Source organism: Microbacterium zouquanmingi (assembly GCF_052266695.1).
Classification (GTDB): Bacteria; Actinomycetota; Actinomycetes; order Actinomycetales; family Microbacteriaceae; genus Microbacterium.
Genome location: NZ_JBQPQZ010000005.1, coordinates 24,413 through 46,350, shown reverse-complemented (window position 1 = coordinate 46,350; position 21,938 = coordinate 24,413). Strand labels below are relative to the sequence as shown.

The following is a 21,938-nucleotide window of genomic DNA, read 5'->3' as shown; positions in this document are numbered from 1 at the left end:
CTTCTCCATTCTCCCTGATCCAGACGTGCACCCGCTCACAGCGAACACACGAACCCGCGCATGCCTGCGCAAGTACGATCAGAGCATGTGGTTGCGAGGCGCTTTCTATCGCTGGATGTTCCCGGCGGCCGTCATTCTGCCGCTGTGGCTGCTGATCGGCTGGGGGATCTTCAACGCCGGCGGGTGGGCCTTCCTCTGGGTGCTGTTCATCGCGATCCCGTCGGTCTTCATCGGTCAGCTCGTTCTGACCCTCCTGCAGCGTGCGCGTACTTCTGCGCGTGAGACGCGCATGGCGTCGTGGTGGGATGTGCTCGGAATCGGCGTCTGGCATCTGCTGACCATCGCAGTCGGGTGCTACCCGCAGGCGTGGTTCCCGCTCCTGTTGACCGCCGCGATCGTCGTGGCTCTTGCGCTTTTCTGGCTGATGTTGTGGCAACTGTGGGGCGAAGCGCGGGCAGCGGGCTCCAGCATCCGATTCATGACGTCGGCCACGACGGACGCCAGCTTCGAGCCCCGTCATCACGCTCCCGCCGATGGCGAGGTCTTCGTCATCCGGGAGAAGCCCGCCTCCGAGAACTGACGCGGTTTTGTCGGATCCCGGATCCGTGGCAGAATGGTTGTTTGTGCCGTGACCGACTCTGCCTCAGGGGAGTCCGCGTGCGCTTCATGCGCCGTTCAGCACACACTTCACGTATTCCTTCCATATTCATGCATCCGACCTGTGGCGAGTGCAGAGAGAGACGATCATGCAGATCCTGGACGCCGTCGACGCGGCTTCGCTCCGTTCCGACATTCCCGAGTTCCGTCCCGGCGACACCGTCAAGGTGCACGTCAACATCACTGAGGGCTCCCGCTCCCGCATCCAGGTCTTCCAGGGCGTTGTCCTCGGTCGCCAGGGTGATGGCGTGCGCGAGACTTTCACGGTCCGCAAGATCAGCTTCCAGGTGGGCGTCGAGCGTACCTTCCCGGTGCACTCCCCGGCGATCGACCACATTGAGGTCGTGACTCGTGGTGACGTGCGTCGCGCGAAGCTCTACTACCTCCGCAACCTGCGCGGCAAGAAGGCCAAGATCAAGGAGAAGCGCGACAACTGATCGCCGCTTTTCGTACACAGCACCCCGAGACACAGCGTCTCGGGGTGCTGTGTTCTCTGCGGAATGTGCGAACCTTGAAGGTGCCGTCGTCCGCGGTGTGAACAACCCCTGTTAAGGAATACGATGACCTCTGAACCCGTCCCGGACGTACCGGCGAAGCGACGGCGCGGGGTCTGGATCTTCCTTCGCGACGTCCTGGTGATTATTGTCATCGCCGCGCTGGTGTCGTTCGTGGTGAAGAGTTTCGTCGTGCGGTCGTTCTATATTCCGTCGGCATCGATGGAGAAGACGCTTCTGGTGAACGACCGGATCCTCGTCGACGAGCTCACCCCGCGCTGGACCGGTTACGAACGCGGCGATGTCGTTGTGTTCACCGATCCCGGCGGATGGCTTCCCGTGCAGCAGAAGGCACCGCCTCGCCCACTGATCATCGAGTGGTTCGACGGGCTGCTGACCCTGGTCGGACTCTCGTCCTCTGACAGTGAGGACCACCTCGTCAAGCGCATCATCGGACTCCCGGGCGACCACGTCGTGTGCTGCAACTCGCTGGGGCAGATCACGATCAATGGCGCACCCATCGATGAGCTGTCTTATCTGAACCTTCCTGAGGGTGACACCGCGGCATCTAACGAGCCGTTCGATGTGACCGTTCCAGAGGGCTCGATCTGGGTGCTCGGAGACAACCGCGATCGCTCGCAGGATGCGCGTGCTCACCAGGATCTGCCGAGCGGCGGCTTCGTGCCGCTGGACAATGTGGTCGGCAAGGCGTTCCTCACCACCTGGCCGCTCTCGCGCATCGGCACGATCGATGGGCACCACGACATCTTCAACGGCGTCCCGGATCCTGAATGATGACGGTCGCGACGCCACGGCTCACTCTCGAGCGGAAGCTGCTTGCAGAGTACGACCTCATCATCTCGCTTGACGAGGTGGGGCGAGGCGCCTTGGCAGGCCCCGTCGTCGTCGGTGCTGCAATGATGGATGCTTCTGGTGCGCGTCGTCGCGTGCCGGAAGGACTCCGCGACTCGAAGCTCGTCACGGAGAAGCGCAGGCCCGATGTCGCGGCCCGTGCAGCGGCATGGGTGCAGGCATCGGGAACCGGGTGGGCAAGCGCTGCAGAGGTCGACGAGGTGGGCATCATGCGCGCGCTGGGGCTTGCCGCATCGAGGGCGGTCGACGCGATCGCAGCGCTGGGGGCCGTGACCGAACGGACCTTGGTCATTCTTGATGGCAATCACGACTACCTCTCGCGCGTGCACGCGACTCCCATCGAGGTGCGAACAGTCATCAAGGGCGACCGCGATTGCGCCTCGGTCTCGGCAGCCTCTGTCATCGCGAAGGTCGCGCGTGACTCGTATATGGCACAGCGGCATGACGAGCATCCGATGTATCAGTGGAATCGCAACAAGGGCTACGCGAGTGCAGAGCATCGTGCGGCGATCCGCGACTGCGGCCTTTCGCCGCTGCACCGTTCCTCATGGGCGATCGCTGATGCCCCGACGCTGTTTTGAACTCATAGGATGGACTCATCATGGATGAAGAGGCATTCGACGACTACGACCGCGATCTCGAGCTCGCGCTGTTCCGCGAATATCGCGATGTGGTGGGTCAGTTTCAGTACGTCGTCGAGACCGAACGCCGGTTCTATCTCGCTAACGAGGTGAACGTCGTCCGGCGGGACACCGAGCACGATTTCTACTTCGAGATCTCGATGGCCGATGTGTGGGTCTGGGATATCTATCGTGCTGATCGTTTTGTGAAGGCGGTGCGCGTACTCACCTTCAAGGACGTCAACGTCGAAGAACTGCAGCGCCGAGAGTTCGAGATCCCGGAAGACCTGTCGCTCGACGGCAAGTGACTTCTCCTGCACGGATCGAGCTCTAGAGCTCGTATCCACGGTTCACGGGTTTACGGTGAACGCCGCAGTGCGGGGCAGTCCAAGCTGTCTGCATGGCAGCGAAAGACATCTTCGGGCGTGCAGGCGAGGACCGCGCCGCTGAGCACCTGAGCGAGCACGGCTACCAGATCCTCGCGCGCAATTGGCGTTGCTCGCAGGGCGAGATCGACATCATCGCCGAGCGTGCGGGCGTGATCTGCGTCGTCGAGGTGAAGACGCGTACGAGCCTGAGTTTTGGGCATCCGTTCGACGCCGTCGACGATCGCAAGCGCGAGCGGCTCTGGCGTCTCGGCTACGCCTGGTGCCGAGACCACGCCGAACTGGCGAAGAATCGGGTGCTGCGCGTCGATGTGATCGGCATCGTCGGTGCGGACCCGCGCGCGGGCGCGCTGGAGCACCTGGTGGACCTGCGATGAGGACCGCGCGCACGTGGGCGGTAGCGCTGAGCGGGGTTGACGGGCACCTCGTGGAGATCGAGGCGGATGTCTCCAACCAGACACCCGGGTTCAAGATCGTCGGGCTGCCGGATAAGGCGCTGGGCGAGGCCGCTCAGCGGGTGCACAACGCTGTCACGAACGCTGAGCTCGAGCTCACCAGACGCCGGCTGACCGTCAATCTGTCGCCGGCGAGTCTGCCCAAGCATGGCAGTGGGTTCGACCTCGGCATCGCGATCTCCGCTGTTGCGACAGGGGGCGTGCTCGACGCCGACTCGATCGCCCGCACGGTGCACATCGGAGAACTCGGTCTCGATGGCCGGGTGCGTCCGGTTCCGGGAGTCCTGCCTGCCGTCTTCGCCGCGTCGCGAGCCGGTTTCGATCGGGTGATCGTGCCGCACGCGAATGAAGCGGAAGCACGTCTGGTGCCGGGGATGCAGGTGCAGGCGGCGACGACGCTCGCCGAGGTCGCAATGTGGCACGGTGCCGACGTCGCGGTAGCCGATGTCGAGCCAGTCCGCGCCGAGTTCGCAGCCTCGTCCGCGCAAGAGATGCTGGACCTCGCAGACGTCGTCGGCCAGGAAGAGGCGGTCGAGGCGTTGATCGTCGCGGCGGCAGGTGGGCATCATCTGCTCATGAGCGGGCCACCAGGTGCGGGCAAGACCATGCTCGCGCGCCGGCTGCCCGGCATCCTGCCGCCGCTGACAGAAGACGAGGCCCTGGAGGTCGCCGCCGTCCGTTCGCTCTCCGGCGCGCCCGTGAATGTGCTCGATGAGCTGCCGCCGCTGGAGGCGCCACACCACAGTGCTTCGGTCGCCGCGCTGGTCGGTGGCGGGTCGCGCGCGGTGCGCCCTGGTGCGATCGTCAGGGCGCACCGCGGCGTCCTGTTCCTCGACGAGGCTGCGGAGTTCTCGCGCGTAGCGCTGGACGCCCTGCGGCAGCCGCTGGAATCCGGTTCCATCGAGATCGATCGTGCCGGGTTCCGCGCGCGCTTTCCGGCGCGGTTCCAGCTCGTGCTGGCCACCAACCCGTGTCCGTGCGGCAACTACGGCGTCCGCGGCGCGGAGTGCATCTGCCCTCCCATCGCGATCCGGCGGTACTCCGCACGCCTTTCCGGACCGCTGCGCGACCGCATCGACATCGACCTCCAGGTCGCGCGTGTGGCGGCATCGCGGGCGACGTCGAGTGAGCGCGCGGCGATGACGAGCGCGGATGCCGCCACCCAGGTGACGGCGGCGCGCGCACGCGCCGCGCACCGGTGGGCACAGACGCCCTGGAAGCTGAACGCGGAAGTGGCTGGGGCCCGGCTGCGCCAGGGAGCGCTGCGTCTGCCGCACGACGTCCGGGCGCCGCTGGACCGGGCGCTCGAGCGCGGACAGCTGACTCTCCGGGGCTACGACAGGGTTCTGAGACTCGCGTGGACCATGGCCGATCTCGCCGGAGTGGACATGCCGGGGCGCGACGAGCTGGGACGCGCGTTATTCCTGAAGAGAGGACTGATCGCATGATCGACGCACTGCTCGGCGACGCCGAGACCCGACGTGCCGCGCTGGCGGCGCGCCCGGATGACGACCCTGCCCAGACGCTGGCCCGGGTGGCGTGGGGTGTGGTGGCAGAACCGGGCGATGGAGTCGCCGGCGCGGTGATCGCCGAGTTCGGAGCAGCCGAGGCACTGCGATTCGCGCTGTCGGACGAAGCTTTCGGTCTCGCCGAGAAGGCCGTTCAGGAAGGTCGGCGGCGATGGGCTCCTCGCGCACAGCCCAGAGCGATCCGCGATGCGCTAAGAGGCGCACGCGAAGCAGGAGCACTCCTCTTGCTACCCGGCGACCCAGAATGGCCCGGCGCACTCCACGACCTCGGCGACCACGCGCCGGCGCTGCTGTGGGTGCGCGGAGAGCCCGCTCTCTTGTCAGCGGCGAGTCGGGTATCGATCGTCGGTGCCAGGGCTGCGACAGCCTACGGCGATTCAGTGTCGGGTGAACTCGCCGGCGATCTCGCCGCGACAGGCAGCGTCGTCGTCTCCGGTGGCGCCTACGGCATCGACGGCACCGCACATCGCGCCGCGCTCGGCGTCGGCGGCGACACGGTCGCCTTTCTGGCGGGCGGCGTGGACCGCGCCTACCCCGCCGGACACCAGCAGCTGTTCGAGCGCATCCGCTCCGCAGGGGCGGTCGTGAGCGAGCTGCCGTGCGGCGCCGCGCCGACGAAGTGGAGGTTCCTGGCGCGCAACCGTCTCATCGCCGCGCTGGGGGATGCCACCGTCGTCGTCGAAGCCGGGTGGCGGAGTGGTTCGCTGAACACTGCCGGGCACGCGTCGTCGCTGGGCCGCCCACTCGGCGCCGTGCCAGGACCGGTGACTTCCGCCGCCTCCGCCGGGTGCCACCGGCTGATGCGCGAGTACGACGCACAGTGCGTCACGAACGCCGCTGAGGTGCGGGAACTGATGGGCGTTGAACCGGCGGGCACCGCAGGCGCGCAGTCGCGGACAGACCCCGACCAGACCCGGCTGCTCGATGCCATGAGCACGAGAACCGCGCATCCTCCTGCGGAGCTGGCTCGGATCGCCGGACTGTCGGAGGAGCGTACCCGATCGCTGCTGGGCACGCTGAGCCTCGAGGGCCACGTGGTGCCGAACGGCGCCGGGTGGTGCGCTGCGACGGCATGATCAGCTCAGCCGGTACCCGACACCGCGAACGGTCTCGATGCGCTCGGCGCCGATCTTCTGCCGCAGGTACCCGACATAGACATCCGCCACGTTCGAGCCAGGGTCGAAGTCGTAACCCCACACCCGGCTCAGCAGCTGCTCGCGGCTCAGCACCTGCCCTGCGTGGCGGATGAGCTCCTCCGCGAGGGCGAACTCGCGCGCCGACAGCTCGACTGCATGATTTCCGACCCGTGCCCTCCGGGTGCGGATGTCGAGATGCAGGTCACCGTGCGACAGATCGGAACCGCCGACCTGCTCATCCCGTCGCATCCGCAGCCGGATGCGTGCGAGCAGTTCGTCGAAGCGGAACGGCTTGCCCAGATAGTCGTCCGCGCCGCCCTCCAGACCCGCGATCGTGTCGTGGAGCTCGACCCGGGCCGTCAGCATGATCACGGGCAGTTTCGAACCGGACCCGCGAAGCCGCTCCAGCACCTCGAACCCGTCGAAGCCAGGGAGGTTCACGTCGAGCACGAGCAGATCGAACTCATCGGTCTGCGCGAGGTCCAGCGCCTCCGGGCCGGACGCGGCGACGCGCGTCGCGAAGCCTGCGGCGCGCAGTCCCTTCTCGATGAAGCCCGAGATGCGCGGCTCGTCGTCGGCGATCAGAATGGATGCCACGATTCATCGGCCTCCTTCGTCGGCGGGATTCCCGGGCTGCGGCTGCTCGGGCAGCGGGGGGCGTGGGGGGATCACGAGATCATCGGCGGCGTTCTCCTCCCGCTGTCCGGACACGAGGCGCGGCACGCTGAGCACGAAGAGCGCCCCACCGCCGGAGGCATCCTCCACCCGGGCCGACCCATGGTGCGCTCGCGCGATCACCTGCACGATGTGCAGGCCGAGTCCGCTGCCGCTGCGCGCGGAAGCGTCGGCGCCGCGGTGGAACCGCTCGAACACATGCGGCTTGACCTCATCGGGGACGCCGGGACCTCGGTCGCGGACCCAGAGGTCGATGTTCTCCCCGGCCACGCTGTCTCCGGCGACTCTGCTTCCGATCTGGACCGTCCCGCCGCCGTGCGTGACCGCGTTCTGCGCGAACTGCAGCATCGCCTGGGTGATCCGCTCGGCGTCCAGCATCGCGAGGCTCTCGGCCACGGGGCCGAGCTCGACCACCGCGCCGTCGATACCCCGGGCCTTGCGAGCGATCTGGCGCACCAGATCGGCGGCGTCGATCTGTCTGGGCTGCACCGGGCTTGGACCGTGCAACGCCGCCGCAGAAGCGAGATCCTGCACGAGGCGCCCCATGCGGTCCAACTCGTCGACGGCGAGTTCCTGGGTCTGGCGGGCATCGGCGGGATCTGCGGGATCCATGACCTCGAGATGCCCGCGCACGATCGTGATGGGCGTCTTCAGCTCGTGACCGACGTCGCTGAGCAGGCGGCGTTGCGACTCGAGCGCGTCGTCGATCCGGTCGAGCATGTCGTTCATCGTCTCGGACAGTTCGGCGACGTCGTCGTTGCCGACCACGGGGAGCCGTTCATCCAGCGACTGCACGGATATCCGGTTCGCAGTCTCGCGCATCTGCCGCAGCGGCCGGAGCAGTCGCGACGCGACGATGGACCCCGTGGCCGCAGTCACGATCAGCGCGATCGCGGACGCCCACAGGAACATGACGGCGGAGTCGTTGATCTCGGCGAGTTCGGCGTCGAGATCATAGACGAGGACGAACACCACCTCGGCAGGGTCGGGGGAGCCCTCGATCACGATCGGGGCGGCAAGATACTGCCATGTCGATGCTCCCTCGACGTAGGTGGCGATGAGCGGTTCGGCGCTACGCAGCAGTGTGTCGACGTGACGGGCGAAAGCGGCTTCGTTCTGCAGATCGAGATCGAGTCGGATACCGGGCACCGTCGTGATGACGCCGTCCACCATGCCCATCGCGCCTGTATTGTCGTCCGGGCTCATCCGCTGCACGATCGCAGCCAAAGCGGCCGACGACGATGTCCACAGCTCGCCCTCATCGCCGGCCTCGACGATGAACCGCGCCGAGTCGAGGTTGTCGTGCAGCCGCGCGTCGACCTGTTCGAGGATGCGCTGCCGTTCGACGAAGTACACCGACAGACCGACAGCGAGCAGGCCGATGGCGGTGACTGCGGTGATCGCCGCGACGATGCGCGTGCGCACCGAGATCGCCAGACGACGGCGTGCGGGCGCGGTGCTGACTTCGGTCACCTTTCAAGTATCTCGGCCGGGCAGTGCGCCAAGTGCTTAGGTAAGAGAGATCTCATCCAACTGAGGTCCGGGACGTGCTGGAATCGAAGGATGAGTCAACCCGACGCAGACGTGCAGTTGCTGGCATCCGCACTCGATCTCGAGCCGGATGCTGTCGGCATCCGCTCTCGTGAGCCCCTGGGAGCCGGGTCCGTGACCGGAATGCAGGTGCAGGGCGACGAACGGCTGCTGTACTACCTCGACACCTCCGCGCTCCCCGTGCGAGCCGAGACCGGCCTGGTCGCGATGGATGGTCCCCAGCCGACACGAATCTGGCAGCATCCCGCCGACCCCCATCTGCCCGCACTGGCACCCGTCGCCTTCGAACACGCCGCCGGTTCACTGCTGGCACGGCTCGGGCTCGGCGCCCAGGCCGCGCCGGTGCTGATCGCCTATCGGCCGGGACGACGTGCCGTGCTGAGCGTCACCACCGCTGCCGGCGCGGTCTGGCTCAAGGTCGTGCGTCCCTCTCGCGTGGAACGGATCGTTCGCGCCGGGGCTGCAGCCGCCGCAGCCGGAATCCCCGTGCCCGCGGTGCACGGCTGGTCGGAGGAAGGCCTGATCATCATGGCGGCCGCCGAGGGGCAGCCGGCCACGGACGTGGAATGGGACCCGCGGGAGTTGCTCGACCATGTGGATGACCTGCGCGCGCGCCTGGCACGCGCTGCGTGGGACCATCGCTCCGCAGGGATCCTGGGACGACTGGAGTGGTACGCCTCCCGCGGCGACGATCGAGTCGCGGCGGTCCTCGCCGACGCCCAGCGACTCGTCGAGGGTTCGACAGGTGAGTCCTCGATCGCCGTTGTGCACGGCGACCTCCACTTCGGCCAGCTGTTCCTCGACGCCGACGGCATCAGCGGCGTGATCGACGTCGACACTCTCGCGCTCGGAGAAGCCGCAGAAGACCCGGCGGCCTTCCTGTCGCATGCCATCGCGAGCGCCCTGCTGACGAACGGCGCCGCCCGCGAACGCGTATGGGCGCTCGCGGATCTCGCAGCCGGGCGCTGGGCGGAGGACGCTCGAGTGAGAGCACTGACGCTGATCCACCTCGCCGGGCACATGATCGCGGCGGGAGAGCGCGGCGACAGCGCCCGCGTCACAGCCCTCGTCGATGCGGCACGAGCCGTCACCGCGGGAGAAGCGCCGTCGAGCAGCGGGGCTAAGAACGCTCTCATGGACAGTTTCGAATCGCCTTAGCGGGGCCGACCACGATGGTAATCGTCACATCCAAGCCGTCATCCCGGCGCAGACACAGGAGATGAGAATGAACAGCAAGAAGTGGATCGTCTACGGAATCACGGGCCTCGCAGGGCTCGGAGTCGTCGCGGGCGGCGCGGCCGCCGCGGCGAGCACCATGGATCTGAAGACGACCGATGGCACCGTCGTGTCTGGCGGTGCCATCACCGATCGAGGTGGAGTGCTCGACGCCAGCACAGTGCAGCTGCGTGAGACGAACTCTTCCGTGACCGTGATCAGCACGCTTTCGGCGGCATCCGTGCAGTCCGCGGCGTCCGCGCACAGTGCTGCGAGTGCGGCATCCGCTCCAGCATCCGCGCCCAGTGCCGAGTCCGCTCCGAGTGCGGCGTCGGTTCCGAGCCCGGCATCGGCCCCGAGCGTCGCATCGGCGCCGAGTGCCGGATCCGTCGCCAGCGCGCCGTCGGCCTGATCCGAAACGGCGGGGATGCCCCGAGGCCCGCGTGCCTCGGGGCATCCCCGTGCGCGGCGAGGCATCCGTGCCAGGAGAGCGCACCACGGCATGCTGGACGAATGGAGCTCCCGGCAGCGGTGAACGCGTTCACCACGCATCTCGCGCAGGTGCGACGGCTGTCGCCCGCGACGGTGCGCGCGTACCGCTCCGACCTGCGTGATCTGGCCTCCTCGACCGGCGATGCGTCGCTGAACGAGGTGGACCTGGAGATGCTGCGTGACTGGCTCTGGCGAGCGACGCAGCGCGGAGATGCCAGATCGACTCTGGCGCGCCGCGCGGCGGCCGCACGCTCGTTCTTCTCATGGGCGAAGGACGAAGAGCTCATCGATGTGGATCCTGCGCTCCGGCTCATCGCGCCCAAGCGCGGCCGCACACTGCCGGTGGTCGCGTCCAAGGACGGGATGCGCGAGCTGCTGGATGCTCGTGTCACCGCCGCCGCCGACGGCGACCCCGTGGCACTTCGCGATCACGCCGTTCTCGAACTGCTCTACGGATCCGGCATGCGCGTCTCAGAGCTCTGCGGACTTGATGTCGACGACATCGACCTGGAGCGGTCGACGGCACGTGTGTTCGGCAAGGGGGCGAAGGAGCGTGTGGTGCCCTTCGGGCTGCCGGCGGGCAGATCGGTGGGCGCCTACCTGACACGCGCCAGGCCCGCATTGATCGCACGGGCGACGAAGACGACGCCGGCGATGTTCCTCGGCGCCCGCGGAGGCAGGATGGGACCCCGCACCGTGTACGCGCTTGTCGCGGAAGCGCTCGGTCCGATCATCGGGGCGGATGCCGCCGGTCCGCACGCATTGCGGCACTCGGCCGCCACGCACCTGCTCGACGGCGGTGCCGACCTTCGCGCCGTGCAGGAGATCCTCGGTCATGCGAGCCTCGGAACCACCCAGATCTACACGCACGTCTCCTCTGAGCGGCTCACAGCGACCTACCGACTGGCCCACCCCCGCGCGTGATCGCCTCGCAGCAGGGGAGAAGGATCGCCCGGGGCACATCGCCGAACATCAGCATCGGATTGATATAGCTACCGTTCATGCGCACACCGATGTGCAGGTGGCCGGCAGCGGAGTGCCCGCCCGTCACGACGGTGCCAATCTCGTCGCCGGCCTGCACGACCGTGCCAGGAGCGAGATCCGACGCCACCGGTTCGAACGTCGACACGATCCCGCCTCCGTGGTCGAGCGTGATCAGCGGCCGATCGACGACGACTCCGCGGAACGCCACGATGCCGTACGCAGGTGCACGCACGATCGCACCGGCACCCGCGACGATGTCGACACCGCGGTGCCCGGGGCCGTAGTCGTGCACAGGTGCCACGAACGGTTCTGCCACCTCTCGGGCGGCGTCGACGGGCCATCGCCACGATGCCTCCGGAGCCTCCTCCGAACCGGGCGCGGCGGCCGCGGCGGGCAGCAGCATCATCAGCACAGCCAGGGCCATTACGCGCATTCCGCGTGAGCATCTTCTCGTGTGGGAGGTCGGCATTCCTCCATGGTGTCTCGCCGCGCAGACAGCATGGCCGCGTCCAACCCTGAACGGTGGAGAAACCGAGAACAGGGCTGCCCGTGCAGACGCAGTGGGTGCGTCAGCATCCTGTACACTTGAGGTCGCACCTCGATTTCGGGGTGACTACGCGTGCCCAAAGCGATCGACGTCCGCAAAGACACAGATCGTGGTATCCACTCCCTCAGGTCCTGCTCTCGCGAGCGGGTGGGAATGTGCCGGGCACCAGGACTGCCGATCGCCCGATCGGCGAAGAACCTCAACGGCGCAAGGCGCCAGAAACAGGAGACGACCATGGCTGTGGTCACCATCCGCCAGCTGCTCGACAGCGGCGTTCACTTCGGACACCAGACCCGTCGGTGGAACCCGAAGGTCAAGCGCTTCATCCTCACCGAGCGCAGCGGCATCCACATCATCGACCTTCAGCAGTCGCTCGGCTACATCGACTCTGCTTACGACTTCGTCAAGGAGACGGTTGCCCGCGGCGGCACCATCCTCTTCGTCGGCACCAAGAAGCAGGCGCAGGAGATCCTCGCAGAGCAGGCGACCCGCGTCGGCCAGCCCTTCGTGAACCAGCGCTGGCTCGGTGGCCTCCTCACCAACTTCCAGACGATCGCAAAGCGTCTGTCCCGTATGAAGGAGCTCGAGGAGCTCGACTACGAGAACCCGGCAGCTTCCGGCTTCACCAAGAAGGAACTGCTGCTCAAGAAGCGCGAGCTCGACAAGCTGCACAAGTCGCTCGGCGGCATCCGCAACCTCACCAAGACGCCTTCGGCTCTCTGGGTCGTCGACGCCAAGCGTGAGCACCTCGCGATCGATGAGGCCAAGAAGCTCGGTATCCCCGTGATCGGCATCCTCGACACGAACGCTGACCCGGACGACTTCCAGTACCCGATCCCCGGTAACGACGACGCGATCCGCTCCGTCTCGCTGCTGACCCGCATCATCGCTGACGCCGCGGCCGAGGGTCTGCAGCAGAAGCACAACCCCGAGTCCGGCGACGCTGAGCCGCTGGCCGAGTGGGAAGCTGAGCTCCTTCAGGCGCCGGCCGAGGAATCCACCAACGTGGAAGAGTCCGCTGAGGCGCCCTCGGATGCCGCAGCAGACAAGGCTGACGCTGCAGAGAAGGCCGCTGAGCAGGAGCTCGTCATCGACGAGTCCGCTGCTGACGCAGCTGGCGCAGCCGCGGCAGACGCCAAGTAATTTCGCGTACACACACCTAACGAAGCAAGGAGCCACCACACATGGCCAACTTCACCATCGCCGACATCAAGGCGCTGCGCGAGCAGCTCGGCACCGGAATGGTCGACACCAAGAAGGCACTCGAAGAGGCTGAGGGAGACCGCGAGAAGGCGGTTGAGATCCTTCGCCTCAAGGGCGCCAAGGGTAACGCTAAGCGTGCTGACCGCTCCACCAGCGAGGGGCTTGTCGTCTCGCGTGAGCTGGACGGCGCTGTGACGCTCGTCGAACTCGCCTGCGAGACCGACTTCGTCGCGAAGAACGAGCGTTTCATCGCGCTGGCAGACAAGATTGTGGAGGCCGCGTCTGCTGCCAAGGCAGACACTGTCGACGAAGCCCTCGCGGCAAGCGCTGGCAGCCAGACCGTGGCTGACCTCGTCTCGGACGAGGCAGCGATCATCGGTGAGAAGGTCGAACTGCGTCAGGTTCGCACCATCACCGGCGACTCGGTCGAGGTCTACATGCACCGCACGAGCAAGGATCTGCCTCCGCAGATCGGTGTCGTCGTCGCCTACACGGGTGACGACGCCGAGACCGCTCGCAGCATCGCTCAGCACATCTCGTTCGCCAACCCGTCCTACCTCAGCCGCGAAAACGTCCCCGCCGACGCAGTCGAGAAGGAGCGCGAGATCGTTACCGAGATCTCCCGCAACGAGGGCAAGCCCGAGGCTGCTCTGCCGAAGATCGTTGAGGGCCGCGTCTCTGCATTCATCAAGCAGGTTGCACTGCTCGAGCAGGACTACGCCAAGGACAATAAGCTCTCTGTCGCCCAGGTGGCGAAGGACGCCGGTATCACCGTGACGGACTTCGCGCGCTTCAAGGTCGGCGCGTAGCATCGTCGAAGGGGTTCGGATCATCAAGATCCGAACCCCTTCTTCATGCCCAAAAGGCACTATCTTGAATCGGGACGAGAGGATCACCTACCCATGACTGAACGCACCGGACGCCGTCGCGTCCTTCTCAAGCTCTCCGGGGAAGCCTTCGGCGGAGGTCAGCTCGGGGTCAACCCCGACGTGGTCAGCCAGATTGCACGTGAGATTGCCGCTGCGGTCTCCGAAGTCGAGATTGCGATCGTCGTCGGTGGCGGCAACTTCTTCCGCGGTGCAGAGCTCAGCCAGCGAGGTATGGATCGCGGTCGTGCCGACTACATGGGAATGCTCGGCACGGTGATGAACGCCCTCGCCCTGCAGGACTTCCTCGAGCAGGCCGGAGCGCCGACCCGCGTACAATCCGCGATCTCGATGACGCAGGTGGCAGAGCCGTACATCCCGCTGCGCGCTGAGCGCCACATGGAGAAGGGGCGCGTGGTCGTCTTCGGCGCCGGTGCAGGCCTGCCGTACTTCTCCACCGACACGGTGGCCGCACAGCGTGCCCTCGAGATCGGCGCCCAAGAGGTGCTCGTGGCGAAGAACGGCGTCGATGGGATCTACACTGCCGACCCGAACAAGGACGCCACCGCGACACGCATTGAGCAGGTCACGTATCTTGACGCCCTCCAGCGTGGACTGAAGGTCGTCGATTCGACCGCTTTCAGTCTCTGCATGGACAACAAGATGGACATGCGCGTGTTCGGCATGGAGCCGGCAGGCAACGTCACCCGCGCGCTCCTGGGCGATCCGATCGGCACGCTGGTCACCGCCTAGGCGGTGATCGCACTGTTGTTACCGGGACACGAGCGTGTACCCGGATAGAATTGCAAGCACCCTGATGATTAGGAGTCACCGTGATCGCGGATGTCCTCGCTGAAACCACCTCTCGTATGACGCGTGCCGTCGAGGCCGCGAAGGAGGACTTCGCCACCGTGCGCACCGGTCGCGCGAACCCGCAGCTCTTCCAGAGGCTGATGGTCGACTACTACGGTTCGCCCACGCCTCTCGCGCAGCTTGCATCGCTGGCGAACCCAGAGGCACGATCGCTGATCGTCACCCCCTACGACAAATCGGCGCTCAAGGCCATCGAGCAGGCGATCCGGGACATGCCGAACCTCGGCGCGAACCCCACCAACGACGGCAACATCGTGCGCATCACCATGCCTGAGCTCACCGAGGAGCGTCGCAAGGAGTATGTCAAGCTCGTCCGTTCCAAGGGCGAAGACGCGAAGGTGCGCGTCCGCGGCGTTCGTCGCAAGGCGAAGGACGAGCTCGATGCGCTCAAGGACGAGGTCGGCGAAGACGAGGTCGCTCGCGGGGAGAAGGAGCTGGACGTCCTGACCCGTCAGCACGTCGATCTCATCGACGATGCGCTCAAGCGCAAAGAGACCGAGCTGCTCGAGGTCTGATCAGGCATGAAGGAGTCGATCGGAGACGCTGACGAGGGCCAGCCGCTGACGCGGCGGGAGGCTCGCGAAGAGGCGACCTCGAACGGTGCTTCCCCGACCCCGGTGATCGAGGAGGCAGCAGTGCCTCCCAAGCCGCCTCTTCCTCGGGCGGCAGAGCGTGCCATCGACCCTGCCGCTGCGATGCGTGAGCAGTTGCGCTTGGCACGCGGCGACTTCGGGACGCATGTCAACCAGGCCCGTGAGCACCTCGACCAGGCCAACGAGCGCATCAAGGCGCGCACTGGACGTGATCTGATCCTCGCGACTCTCGTCGGCCTCGCCTTCGGCGCCGTTCTTCTGGCGTCGTTGCTGTTCATCAAGGAGCTCTTCATCCCGATCGCTCTGGCGATCGCGGTCCTGGGAATCTTCGAGTTCACTCGGGCGCTGCGCAGTGCCGGACGTCGGATCGATATTGTCCCGCAGGTCGTCGCGGGCGTACTTGTCGTGCTGGCCGGCTATTTCGCGCCGGTGTGGCTCACCTGGGTCACGCTGCTGTTCGCGGTGGTGCTGGTGATCGTATGGCGCCTGTTCACCCAGATGATCGTCAAAGACGGTCGAACCTACGGGGATGTCCTCACGGATGCCGTGGTCGGCGGCTTCGTGCAGATCTATGTTCCCTTCCTCGCTGCCCTGGCCCTCATGCTGCTGCGCCAGGAAGGTGGGCAGTGGTGGGTACTGGGGTTCATCGCCGTCGCCGTTGCATCTGACACCGGTGCGTACGCGGCTGGAGTTGCGATCGGCAAACATCCCATGGCGCCGCGCATCAGCCCGAAGAAGACCTGGGAAGGCTTCGGCGGTGCGGTGATCGCGGCGACCGCAGCGGGTGTGCTGCTGGCGCTGTACCTGCTCGAGATCCCGTGGTGGGCCGGTGCGATCTTCGGTGGAGCGATCCTGCTCTCGGCAACGCTGGGAGATCTCGGTGAGTCGATGATCAAGCGCGATATCGGCATCAAGGACATGAGCTCCTGGCTTCCCGGTCACGGCGGAATGCTCGATCGCGTCGACAGCATCCTGCCCTCGACGGTGCCGGCGCTTATCCTCTACTTCCTCTTCTCTCCCTGGGCGGTGCTCATTTGACTTCGGATACCATCGAGAACGTGACGCAGAATCAACAGTCTGGCTCGTTCCGGACCGTGGGTCGCGGCCGCGGCTACCACCCGGCAGCGGTCGACCAGTTCCTGAGCGCCGCACGCGAGAGCTTCGAGACAGGCGGGGCAGAGCTCACGGCGTCGGATATCCGCGTGGCCTCATTCCCTCTCGTCAAGGGCGGTTATGCGATCGCAGACGTCGATGCGGCCCTCGGACGCATCGAAGACGCGTTCGCAGCCCGGCAGCGCGAACGTGTCGTCCGTGAAGGCGGTGCCGAGGAGTGGGTCGTTCAAGCCCGCGAAGAGGCGCAGGTCATCCTGGACCATCTCGCACGCGGTCGTCGCAAGAAGTTCGCACGCACGGGAGTTCTCTCATTCGGCTATCGCGTTGACGAAGTGGATCACGTCGCAGCGCGAATCGTTCGCTTCCTGCGGGACGGCGATGAGCTGAGCGTGGAGCAGCTGCGTTCGGCAGCGTTCCGGATGCAGCGTCATGGCTACCGCGAAGAACAGGTCGATGCGCTGCTGGACGCCACGATCGACGTCATGCTCGCCGTCCGCTGAGGCTCTCATGGTGAACTCAGGTCCTGCTGGTTAGAATGGGGCCTATTGTGACTTCTGGTACCGAGATCGATCCCCGCAGCGCAGATGCCGCGCAGGTCGCTTCCGCTGACCCGAGTGCATCGGGTGCGTCGAAGCGGGTCCCTGCTCCGCGGCAGCGGACACACAGGCGCGGACTTGTTGGCGCCCTGGCGGCATTCGGCGTCGTCGCCCTTGCCGCAGCCGTCGTCGCACCGACTGGCATGGCATTGGCAGAACAGCCCGAGGTCGACGTCGAGACGCCGTTCTCGCTCGCGGTGCAAGACACACAGGATCTGACCGTGACCGTCGAAGGTGCCACCATCGCGCCTGTGACCCGCGGGGTCTTCGAGGTGTACGTCACGCCTACGCCCACACCGACCCCTGAGCCTGAGGTCGCATCCACCGAGGAACGGGACTCTGGTTCCTCAGGTGGCGGCGGCGGAGGTCCGGTGTACTACACGGGCGGTGGTGCTCCGGCCGAGTGGATGGCGGCAGCCGGAATCCCCTCGAGCGACTGGGGCTACGTCGACTACATCGTCTCCAAGGAGAGCGGCTGGAACCCGAACGCCACCAACAGGTCCTCCGGGGCGTGCGGCCTCGTACAGGCGCTGCCCTGCAGCAAGGTCCCCGGCAACGGGTACGACCCCGTCGACAATCTCCGTTGGGCGAACGGCTACGCCACGGGTCGCTATGGCAGCTGGGCCGGCGCCTACAACTTCTGGATCAGCAACAACTGGTGGTAATGCTCCGCTATGCCACGCTCGAACCGCAGGCGCCGGGAGAACCCGGGCGCTGATGATTCATTCCAGCGCCTCGTAGCGGGCTGGAAACGCAGTGAAGTCCGGCAGGGACGTGAGTGGATCGTGCAGCCGATCTCGGCGCAGCAGTCGACCAAGGAGTACATCTGTCCTGGTTGTCGCGGAGTGATCACTCCTGGCACCGCCCACCAGGTGGTCTGGCGGGCCGACGGCGTGCTCGGGGATGCTGCAGATCTCGCGGCGAGACGGCACTGGCACACGCACTGCTGGCGCGTCGCCCGCATATAATCATCGCTCGTTCATACGGGGGATGAGCACCTGCCGATAGATGATCAGGATGCTGGCCGCCACCGGGATCGCGATCAGTGCGCCGAGCAACCCGAGAAGAGAGCCGCCGGCAAGCGCTGCGACAACGACAACAGCACCTGGGACCGACACCGCCCGACTCATGATGCGCGGTGAGATCACATATGCCTCGATCTGCATGTAGATCAGATAGTAGATCCCGGCTGCCAGGGCAGTGGCGGGTGAGCCGAGACCGGGGATGAGGCAGGCGAGCACGATGATGGTCGAGCCGGTCAGTGTGCCCACGAGCGGAATCAACGAGAAGAAGAACGCGATCACGGCAAGCACTGCGGCGAATGGGGCACCGATGATGTTCAGGTAAATGGCACTCAGAACACCGTTGATCACGCCCATGGTCACCTGCCCCATGACGTAATACCCGACCGAGTCCGTGATCTGCTCGGCGAGGTCGATGAATCTCGGTCGCTTGGACGCAGGCACCAGCTGGTACACCGCGCGCTTGAGTGAAGGCGTCGAAGCGGTGAGGTAGATGGTGAGGATCAGCACGATGAAGGCGCCGAAAAGTCCGGTCACGATCGAGACGCTCGCGTTGATCACGCCACCGGTGATGTCGCCGAGGTTGTCGATGAGCCAGTCCTGCGACTCGGTCAGCACGCGCTCGACGTCGAGATCGGGGAAGAGGCCGGTGATCCATACCTCGACGTCGGAGGCGAAGGTCGGCCTGGTCACCAGCTGAAGGATCTGGTCGATGAGCTGGCTGACCTGGGCGATGATCACGGGGAGCACGATCAGCACGATTCCGGCGAAAACACCGAGGACCAAGATCAGCGTGATGAGAACAGCGAGCCAGCGGGGGAGTCTGCGACGCTCGAGGAAGGCGATCACCGGCTCGAGGCCGAGGCTGAGGAAGAGCGCAGTGCCGACGTACAGCAGGACCGTCGACAGCGACTCGACGCTGCCGATCAGCAGGATGCCCAAGCCCACGCCGAGGGTGGCTACGAGCGCGGTGCGGAACGGGTTATGGAGTTTCATCTGCTCTCCTCCGGAAGACTGCTCTCAGATTACTCGCCGAGAGACGGTGGGTTTCGGCGACGTGCCGCGTCAGGGTGGCTCCTCGTGGTGAACACACAGCCTGTTTCGCTAGTCTGAAATGTCGAGCGGGAACCCGGACGCGGCGTTCGGGTTACGTAAGGAGTCTTTTCGTGCGTTTCGTATGGGCCGTCGTGGCCTTCGTCTTGGCCACGCTTCTCATCGGAGCGGGCATCGCTCAGCGAACCGTGTTCATGGGCCCCACAGCACAGCAGGCGGAGCTGAACGTCGAACAGCCGTCACCGTTCGTGCTCGTCGATGGGGCAGTGTTGCGTGAGAATCCCGGACAGCAGACGCTGCTGATCCGCGGTGACGGTGACCTGTTCGCAGCCTACGGTCGGACGGCCGACCTCGAGGCCTGGCTCGCTGACGCCACCTACACCTCGATCACCCTCGACAAGGCGGGCGCCACCAAGAGTGCTCTCGTCGAGCCGGTCGCGGACGCGGAGAGCGATGCACCGGGCGAATCGGATGCGACGCCGACTCACGCACCGACCGGCGATGCAAGCACCGAGTCCCCTGCTGCTGGCGAGCCCGGCCGCAGCCCCGTCGGTTCCGATCTCTGGCTCGACTCATTCAGCGAGCAGGATCAGCTGATCACGGACATGCAGCTCCCAGAGGGGATGAGCGTGCTCATCGCCAAGGACGGCACTGAGGATGCTCCCACCGACATCGTCGTGTCGTGGCCACTTGACGCTTCCACGCCGTGGGTGGGCCCGCTCATCGCGGCTGGAGGTGCGGTCCTGCTGTTCGGGCTCGTCATGTACGTACTGGCGATTCGTCACCAGCGTCGTGGACGTGGTCCTCGGCGCAAGGGTCCCGGTCCTCTTCCTGCCACGGAGCCGATCAGCGTCATGCCCGCCGAGGACCGAGAGCGGATCGAAGCAGCCCCGACGGATGCTGCGCCAGAGCCGCCCGAGCCGTCAGACCCGTCTGCTGAGAAGGGCTCCGCGCCGGAGAAGAACGAACGTCGCGTGCTCACGCCGCGGCGAGCCCGTCTCGTCCTTCCGGCGCTCGGCGTCACCGCCCTGATGCTTGCTGGATGCTCGAGCGACTCGTGGCCGCAGATCAGTGAGGCCACGCCCAGTCCTTCACCGACCGAGACGGTCATCACGCCCGATAACCAGAAGCCCCCAGCCGTCACCGAGGCCCAGGCCTCCCGCATTCTTCAGGAGATCTCCACGACGCTGGAAGAAGCCGACGCGGCAGGAGACATCGAACTGGCCGGCACCCGGCTGGAGGGTCCAGCTCTCGCCGCGCGCGAGACCGAGTACAAGCTTCGCGCCGCGCTCCCGGATCGTGCTCTCCCAGCGAAGATCCCCACTGAGACGATCGAAGTGCTCCTGCCGCAGGCCACCGATTCGTGGCCACGCACTGTCCTTGCGCTGAGCAAGGACAAGAGCGACGACACCGTCCCCCCGGTTATTCTCACGATGACCCAGGCCGATCCGTGGGCACCGTACAAGGTGTCGAATATCGCTGAGATGCAGGCATCCACTGAGGTTCCGCAGCTTGCACCCGCATGGTTGGGCACCAGCCTGATCACAGAGAGCGCTGAGGCGTTCCTCACCCTGTCGCCGGATGAGCTCGCCGGTGCATTCGCCGACCTCGTCGACGCCGGAGACGCCAGCGAGTATCGTGCGGACTTCGATCCGGCCACCATCGAGTTGGCTGAGTCGATCGTGGCCAGCCGTGGTGCCGTGACGCAGGCCCTCATCGACAACGGCGCGGCCGAGACCTCTTCTGCGGCATTCGACATCGCTCCGAGCGCCGATCTGCCGGTCGCACTGGCAACGCTCGACAGCGGCGCGATCGTTGCCGTCTCTCTCGTGGACAGCGAGACCATTACGCCGACGTCCGCCGACGCTGTGATCAGATTCGGAGAGAACGCCGAAGCGAAGACGCTCACCGGGGTTGAGGAGTCCGCGAACGGCGTCGTCACGACATACGGTTTGCAACTCTTCTTCTCCGTACCCAGCCAGGGCTCGACGCAGCAGATTCGACTGCTCGCCGTGCACCAGGACATTCTCAATGTGGAAGTGATCAAGTGAGCGATATCTCTGCTGCAGCCCTTCGCGGCGCTGTCGACCTCTCGTCCCTGCGTAACCGCCCGGCTGAATCTGCTGGCGCGGAGCAGGCGCCGGCGGACGGTGCAGCTGCCGCGCATACCGGGTTCGTCGTCGATGTCACGGACGCGACTTTCGCGCAGATCCTTGAACTGTCGCGCACTGTGCCCGTGGTCGTCGATCTATGGGCCGAGTGGTGCGGCCCGTGCAAACAGCTGAGCCCGATTCTCGAGAAGGTCGTCACGGAGCTGGCAGGCCGGGTTGTGCTCGCAAAGGTCGATGTGGATGCCAATCCGCAGCTCGCCCAGAGCTTCCGCGCGCAGTCGATTCCGATGGTCGTCGCACTCCTCGGCGGCCAGCCGGTGCCCATGTTCACCGGCGCTGTGCCGGAGGAGCAGGTGCGTCAGGTGTTCGACCAGCTGCTGCAGGTGGCTGCGCAGAACGGCGTGACCGGCAGCGTCGGTGGCGAGCAGCAACCTGAGGACCCTGCGGACGGAACCGAACAGCCGGAGGCGGCCCCGCTTCCGCCGCTGCACGCTGAGGCATTCGCAGCGATCGAGAACGGTGACTTCCGCGCTGCGATCACCGCGTACGAGAAGGCTCTGGCGGAGAACCCTCGCGATGAGGATGCTCGGGCGGGTCTCGGCCAGGTGCGACTACTCGACCGCGTTCAAGGGCTCGATCTGCAGGAGGCGCGCGCCGCGGCTGCGGCTGCACCACAGGACATCCAAGCGCAGTTCGCCGTCGCCGACCTCGACATCTCCGGTGGCCACGTCGACGATGCGTTCGGTCGTCTTCTCGACCTGTTCGCAGTTCTCCCCTCGGAAGAGCGTGCACCCGTTCGTGAGCGTCTTGTTGAGCTCTTCGGCTTGATCGGCCTGGACGACCCGCGGGTGGCTGTGGCGCGCAACAGGCTTTCCTCGCTGTTGTTCTGAGGCG

General features: G+C 66.1%; 25 protein-coding genes. 21 read left to right on the top strand and 4 right to left on the bottom strand.

From position 1 onward, the window contains the following. The first annotated feature begins 85 nt into the window (after positions 1 to 85). The 8 genes from ACTU6U_RS11685 to dprA all read left to right on the top strand — a co-directional run bounded on the left by ACTU6U_RS11685 (position 86) and on the right by dprA (position 6,090). Positions 86 to 580, top strand: coding sequence for an MFS transporter permease (locus tag ACTU6U_RS11685; protein ID WP_443469286.1), 495 nt, complete (start codon positions 86 to 88; stop codon positions 578 to 580). 166 nt (positions 581 to 746) lie between these two features. After that, positions 747 to 1,094 (top strand): 50S ribosomal protein L19, encoded by a 348-nt coding sequence (gene rplS, locus ACTU6U_RS11680; protein ID WP_417511551.1) that lies wholly within the window; start codon positions 747 to 749, stop codon positions 1,092 to 1,094. A 123-nt stretch (positions 1,095 to 1,217) separates the two neighbouring features. Beyond that, positions 1,218 to 1,946, top strand: coding sequence for a signal peptidase I (gene lepB, locus ACTU6U_RS11675; protein WP_443469285.1), 729 nt, complete (start codon positions 1,218 to 1,220; stop codon positions 1,944 to 1,946). Beyond that, entirely contained in the window at positions 1,946 to 2,605 is a 660-nt protein-coding gene (gene rnhB / locus ACTU6U_RS11670) for a ribonuclease HII (RefSeq protein ID WP_443469284.1), read from the top strand. The genes lepB and rnhB overlap by 1 nt, the downstream gene beginning before the upstream one ends. A 20-nt stretch (positions 2,606 to 2,625) precedes the next feature. After that, positions 2,626 to 2,952: a DUF2469 family protein gene (locus ACTU6U_RS11665; RefSeq protein WP_443469283.1), complete on the top strand. Its 327-nt coding sequence runs from the start codon at positions 2,626 to 2,628 to the stop codon at positions 2,950 to 2,952. A 92-nt stretch (positions 2,953 to 3,044) separates the two neighbouring features. Next, positions 3,045 to 3,407 (top strand): YraN family protein, encoded by a 363-nt coding sequence (locus ACTU6U_RS11660; RefSeq protein ID WP_443469282.1) that lies wholly within the window; start codon positions 3,045 to 3,047, stop codon positions 3,405 to 3,407. Beyond that, the gene (locus tag ACTU6U_RS11655; RefSeq protein WP_443469281.1) at positions 3,404 to 4,933 is read left to right on the top strand and encodes a YifB family Mg chelatase-like AAA ATPase; all 1,530 of its coding nucleotides are present in this window, start codon (positions 3,404 to 3,406) and stop codon (positions 4,931 to 4,933) included. Before ACTU6U_RS11660 ends, ACTU6U_RS11655 begins: the two co-directional genes overlap by 4 nt. Then, positions 4,930 to 6,090 (top strand): DNA-processing protein DprA, encoded by a 1,161-nt coding sequence (dprA, locus tag ACTU6U_RS11650; RefSeq protein WP_443469280.1) that lies wholly within the window; start codon positions 4,930 to 4,932, stop codon positions 6,088 to 6,090. Before ACTU6U_RS11655 ends, dprA begins: the two co-directional genes overlap by 4 nt. Here dprA and ACTU6U_RS11645 read toward each other — a convergent pair whose 3' ends face one another. Next, positions 6,091 to 6,747: a response regulator transcription factor gene (locus ACTU6U_RS11645; RefSeq protein WP_443469279.1), complete on the bottom strand. Its 657-nt coding sequence runs from the start codon at positions 6,745 to 6,747 to the stop codon at positions 6,091 to 6,093. It abuts the gene before it with no gap. Positions 6,748 to 6,750: 3 nt separating this feature from the next. Next, positions 6,751 to 8,298 (bottom strand): sensor histidine kinase, encoded by a 1,548-nt coding sequence (locus tag ACTU6U_RS11640; RefSeq protein ID WP_443469278.1) that lies wholly within the window; start codon positions 8,296 to 8,298, stop codon positions 6,751 to 6,753. 90 nt (positions 8,299 to 8,388) lie between these two features. Here ACTU6U_RS11640 and ACTU6U_RS11635 point away from each other — a divergent pair, with 90 nt between their 5' ends. From ACTU6U_RS11635 to ACTU6U_RS11625, 3 genes are all read left to right on the top strand, one after another. Further along, on the top strand, positions 8,389 to 9,534 hold the full coding sequence (locus tag ACTU6U_RS11635) for a phosphotransferase (protein WP_443469277.1): 1,146 nt from the start codon (positions 8,389 to 8,391) through the stop codon (positions 9,532 to 9,534). Between the two features lie 67 nt (positions 9,535 to 9,601). Beyond that, entirely contained in the window at positions 9,602 to 10,003 is a 402-nt protein-coding gene (locus ACTU6U_RS11630) for a hypothetical protein (RefSeq protein WP_443469276.1), read from the top strand. Between the two features lie 101 nt (positions 10,004 to 10,104). Continuing rightward, a complete protein-coding gene (locus ACTU6U_RS11625) occupies positions 10,105 to 11,007 on the top strand; it encodes a tyrosine recombinase XerC (RefSeq protein WP_443469275.1) in 903 nt (300 codons plus the stop codon). Here the strand turns inward: ACTU6U_RS11625 and ACTU6U_RS11620 are convergent. Beyond that, positions 10,970 to 11,491, bottom strand: a complete 522-nt coding sequence (locus ACTU6U_RS11620) for a murein hydrolase activator EnvC family protein (RefSeq protein WP_443469274.1) — start codon at positions 11,489 to 11,491, stop codon at positions 10,970 to 10,972. The genes ACTU6U_RS11625 and ACTU6U_RS11620 overlap by 38 nt on opposite strands. A 357-nt stretch (positions 11,492 to 11,848) precedes the next feature. Here ACTU6U_RS11620 and rpsB point away from each other — a divergent pair, with 357 nt between their 5' ends. The 8 genes from rpsB (at position 11,849) to ACTU6U_RS11580 (ending at position 17,826) form a co-directional block, all read left to right on the top strand. Next, complete coding sequence (gene rpsB / locus ACTU6U_RS11615) at positions 11,849 to 12,757, top strand: 30S ribosomal protein S2 (RefSeq protein WP_443469273.1); 909 nt, start codon at positions 11,849 to 11,851, stop codon at positions 12,755 to 12,757. Between the two features lie 41 nt (positions 12,758 to 12,798). Beyond that, positions 12,799 to 13,626 (top strand): translation elongation factor Ts, encoded by an 828-nt coding sequence (gene tsf, locus ACTU6U_RS11610; RefSeq protein ID WP_443469272.1) that lies wholly within the window; start codon positions 12,799 to 12,801, stop codon positions 13,624 to 13,626. Between the two features lie 93 nt (positions 13,627 to 13,719). Further along, positions 13,720 to 14,436 carry a UMP kinase gene (pyrH, locus tag ACTU6U_RS11605; RefSeq protein WP_443469271.1) on the top strand — a complete coding sequence of 239 codons (717 nt, stop codon included), beginning with the start codon at positions 13,720 to 13,722 and terminating at the stop codon, positions 14,434 to 14,436. A gap of 80 nt (positions 14,437 to 14,516) precedes the next feature. Continuing rightward, positions 14,517 to 15,071 carry a ribosome recycling factor gene (gene frr / locus ACTU6U_RS11600; RefSeq protein ID WP_443469270.1) on the top strand — a complete coding sequence of 185 codons (555 nt, stop codon included), beginning with the start codon at positions 14,517 to 14,519 and terminating at the stop codon, positions 15,069 to 15,071. 6 nt (positions 15,072 to 15,077) lie between these two features. After that, a complete protein-coding gene (locus tag ACTU6U_RS11595; protein WP_443469269.1) occupies positions 15,078 to 16,187 on the top strand; it encodes a phosphatidate cytidylyltransferase in 1,110 nt (369 codons plus the stop codon). Between the two features lie 20 nt (positions 16,188 to 16,207). After that, on the top strand, positions 16,208 to 16,762 hold the full coding sequence (locus ACTU6U_RS11590; protein WP_443469268.1) for a DivIVA domain-containing protein: 555 nt from the start codon (positions 16,208 to 16,210) through the stop codon (positions 16,760 to 16,762). Between the two features lie 47 nt (positions 16,763 to 16,809). Next, a complete protein-coding gene (locus ACTU6U_RS11585) occupies positions 16,810 to 17,523 on the top strand; it encodes an aggregation-promoting factor C-terminal-like domain-containing protein (protein ID WP_443469267.1) in 714 nt (237 codons plus the stop codon). A 9-nt stretch (positions 17,524 to 17,532) separates the two neighbouring features. After that, a complete protein-coding gene (locus ACTU6U_RS11580) occupies positions 17,533 to 17,826 on the top strand; it encodes an Rv1322 family protein (protein ID WP_443469266.1) in 294 nt (97 codons plus the stop codon). Here ACTU6U_RS11580 and ACTU6U_RS11575 read toward each other — a convergent pair whose 3' ends face one another. Continuing rightward, positions 17,827 to 18,876, bottom strand: a complete 1,050-nt coding sequence (locus ACTU6U_RS11575; protein ID WP_443469265.1) for an AI-2E family transporter — start codon at positions 18,874 to 18,876, stop codon at positions 17,827 to 17,829. It lies immediately after the preceding gene. Positions 18,877 to 19,046: 170 nt separating this feature from the next. On the opposite strand from ACTU6U_RS11575, the gene ACTU6U_RS11570 reads away from it, so the two are divergent. Together ACTU6U_RS11570 and ACTU6U_RS11565 are read left to right on the top strand one after the other, a co-directional pair. Beyond that, a complete protein-coding gene (locus ACTU6U_RS11570) occupies positions 19,047 to 20,984 on the top strand; it encodes a DUF8094 domain-containing protein (RefSeq protein ID WP_443469264.1) in 1,938 nt (645 codons plus the stop codon). Then, positions 20,981 to 21,934 carry a tetratricopeptide repeat protein gene (locus ACTU6U_RS11565; RefSeq protein WP_443469263.1) on the top strand — a complete coding sequence of 318 codons (954 nt, stop codon included), beginning with the start codon at positions 20,981 to 20,983 and terminating at the stop codon, positions 21,932 to 21,934. The genes ACTU6U_RS11570 and ACTU6U_RS11565 overlap by 4 nt, the downstream gene beginning before the upstream one ends. The last annotated feature ends 4 nt before the right edge of the window (positions 21,935 to 21,938 follow it).

What these genes read in the sequence shown, in the direction of transcription:
- ACTU6U_RS11575 (WP_443469265.1), bottom strand. Translation starts at nt 18,876, where the DNA reads ATGAAACTCCATAACCCGTTCCGCACCGCGCTCGTAGCCACCCTCGGC.
- ACTU6U_RS11580 (WP_443469266.1), top strand. Translation starts at nt 17,533, where the DNA reads ATGCCACGCTCGAACCGCAGGCGCCGGGAGAACCCGGGCGCTGATGAT.
- tsf (WP_443469272.1), top strand. Translation starts at nt 12,799, where the DNA reads ATGGCCAACTTCACCATCGCCGACATCAAGGCGCTGCGCGAGCAGCTC.
- ACTU6U_RS11620 (WP_443469274.1), bottom strand. Translation starts at nt 11,491, where the DNA reads ATGGCCCTGGCTGTGCTGATGATGCTGCTGCCCGCCGCGGCCGCCGCG.
- pyrH (WP_443469271.1), top strand. Translation starts at nt 13,720, where the DNA reads ATGACTGAACGCACCGGACGCCGTCGCGTCCTTCTCAAGCTCTCCGGG.
- ACTU6U_RS11655 (WP_443469281.1), top strand. Translation starts at nt 3,404, where the DNA reads ATGAGGACCGCGCGCACGTGGGCGGTAGCGCTGAGCGGGGTTGACGGG.
- ACTU6U_RS11625 (WP_443469275.1), top strand. Translation starts at nt 10,105, where the DNA reads ATGGAGCTCCCGGCAGCGGTGAACGCGTTCACCACGCATCTCGCGCAG.
- ACTU6U_RS11660 (WP_443469282.1), top strand. Translation starts at nt 3,045, where the DNA reads ATGGCAGCGAAAGACATCTTCGGGCGTGCAGGCGAGGACCGCGCCGCT.
- ACTU6U_RS11595 (WP_443469269.1), top strand. Translation starts at nt 15,078, where the DNA reads ATGAAGGAGTCGATCGGAGACGCTGACGAGGGCCAGCCGCTGACGCGG.
- rpsB (WP_443469273.1), top strand. Translation starts at nt 11,849, where the DNA reads ATGGCTGTGGTCACCATCCGCCAGCTGCTCGACAGCGGCGTTCACTTC.
- ACTU6U_RS11635 (WP_443469277.1), top strand. Translation starts at nt 8,389, where the DNA reads ATGAGTCAACCCGACGCAGACGTGCAGTTGCTGGCATCCGCACTCGAT.
- ACTU6U_RS11665 (WP_443469283.1), top strand. Translation starts at nt 2,626, where the DNA reads ATGGATGAAGAGGCATTCGACGACTACGACCGCGATCTCGAGCTCGCG.
- rplS (WP_417511551.1), top strand. Translation starts at nt 747, where the DNA reads ATGCAGATCCTGGACGCCGTCGACGCGGCTTCGCTCCGTTCCGACATT.
- rnhB (WP_443469284.1), top strand. Translation starts at nt 1,946, where the DNA reads ATGACGGTCGCGACGCCACGGCTCACTCTCGAGCGGAAGCTGCTTGCA.
- dprA (WP_443469280.1), top strand. Translation starts at nt 4,930, where the DNA reads ATGATCGACGCACTGCTCGGCGACGCCGAGACCCGACGTGCCGCGCTG.
- ACTU6U_RS11685 (WP_443469286.1), top strand. Translation starts at nt 86, where the DNA reads ATGTGGTTGCGAGGCGCTTTCTATCGCTGGATGTTCCCGGCGGCCGTC.
- lepB (WP_443469285.1), top strand. Translation starts at nt 1,218, where the DNA reads ATGACCTCTGAACCCGTCCCGGACGTACCGGCGAAGCGACGGCGCGGG.
- ACTU6U_RS11630 (WP_443469276.1), top strand. Translation starts at nt 9,602, where the DNA reads ATGAACAGCAAGAAGTGGATCGTCTACGGAATCACGGGCCTCGCAGGG.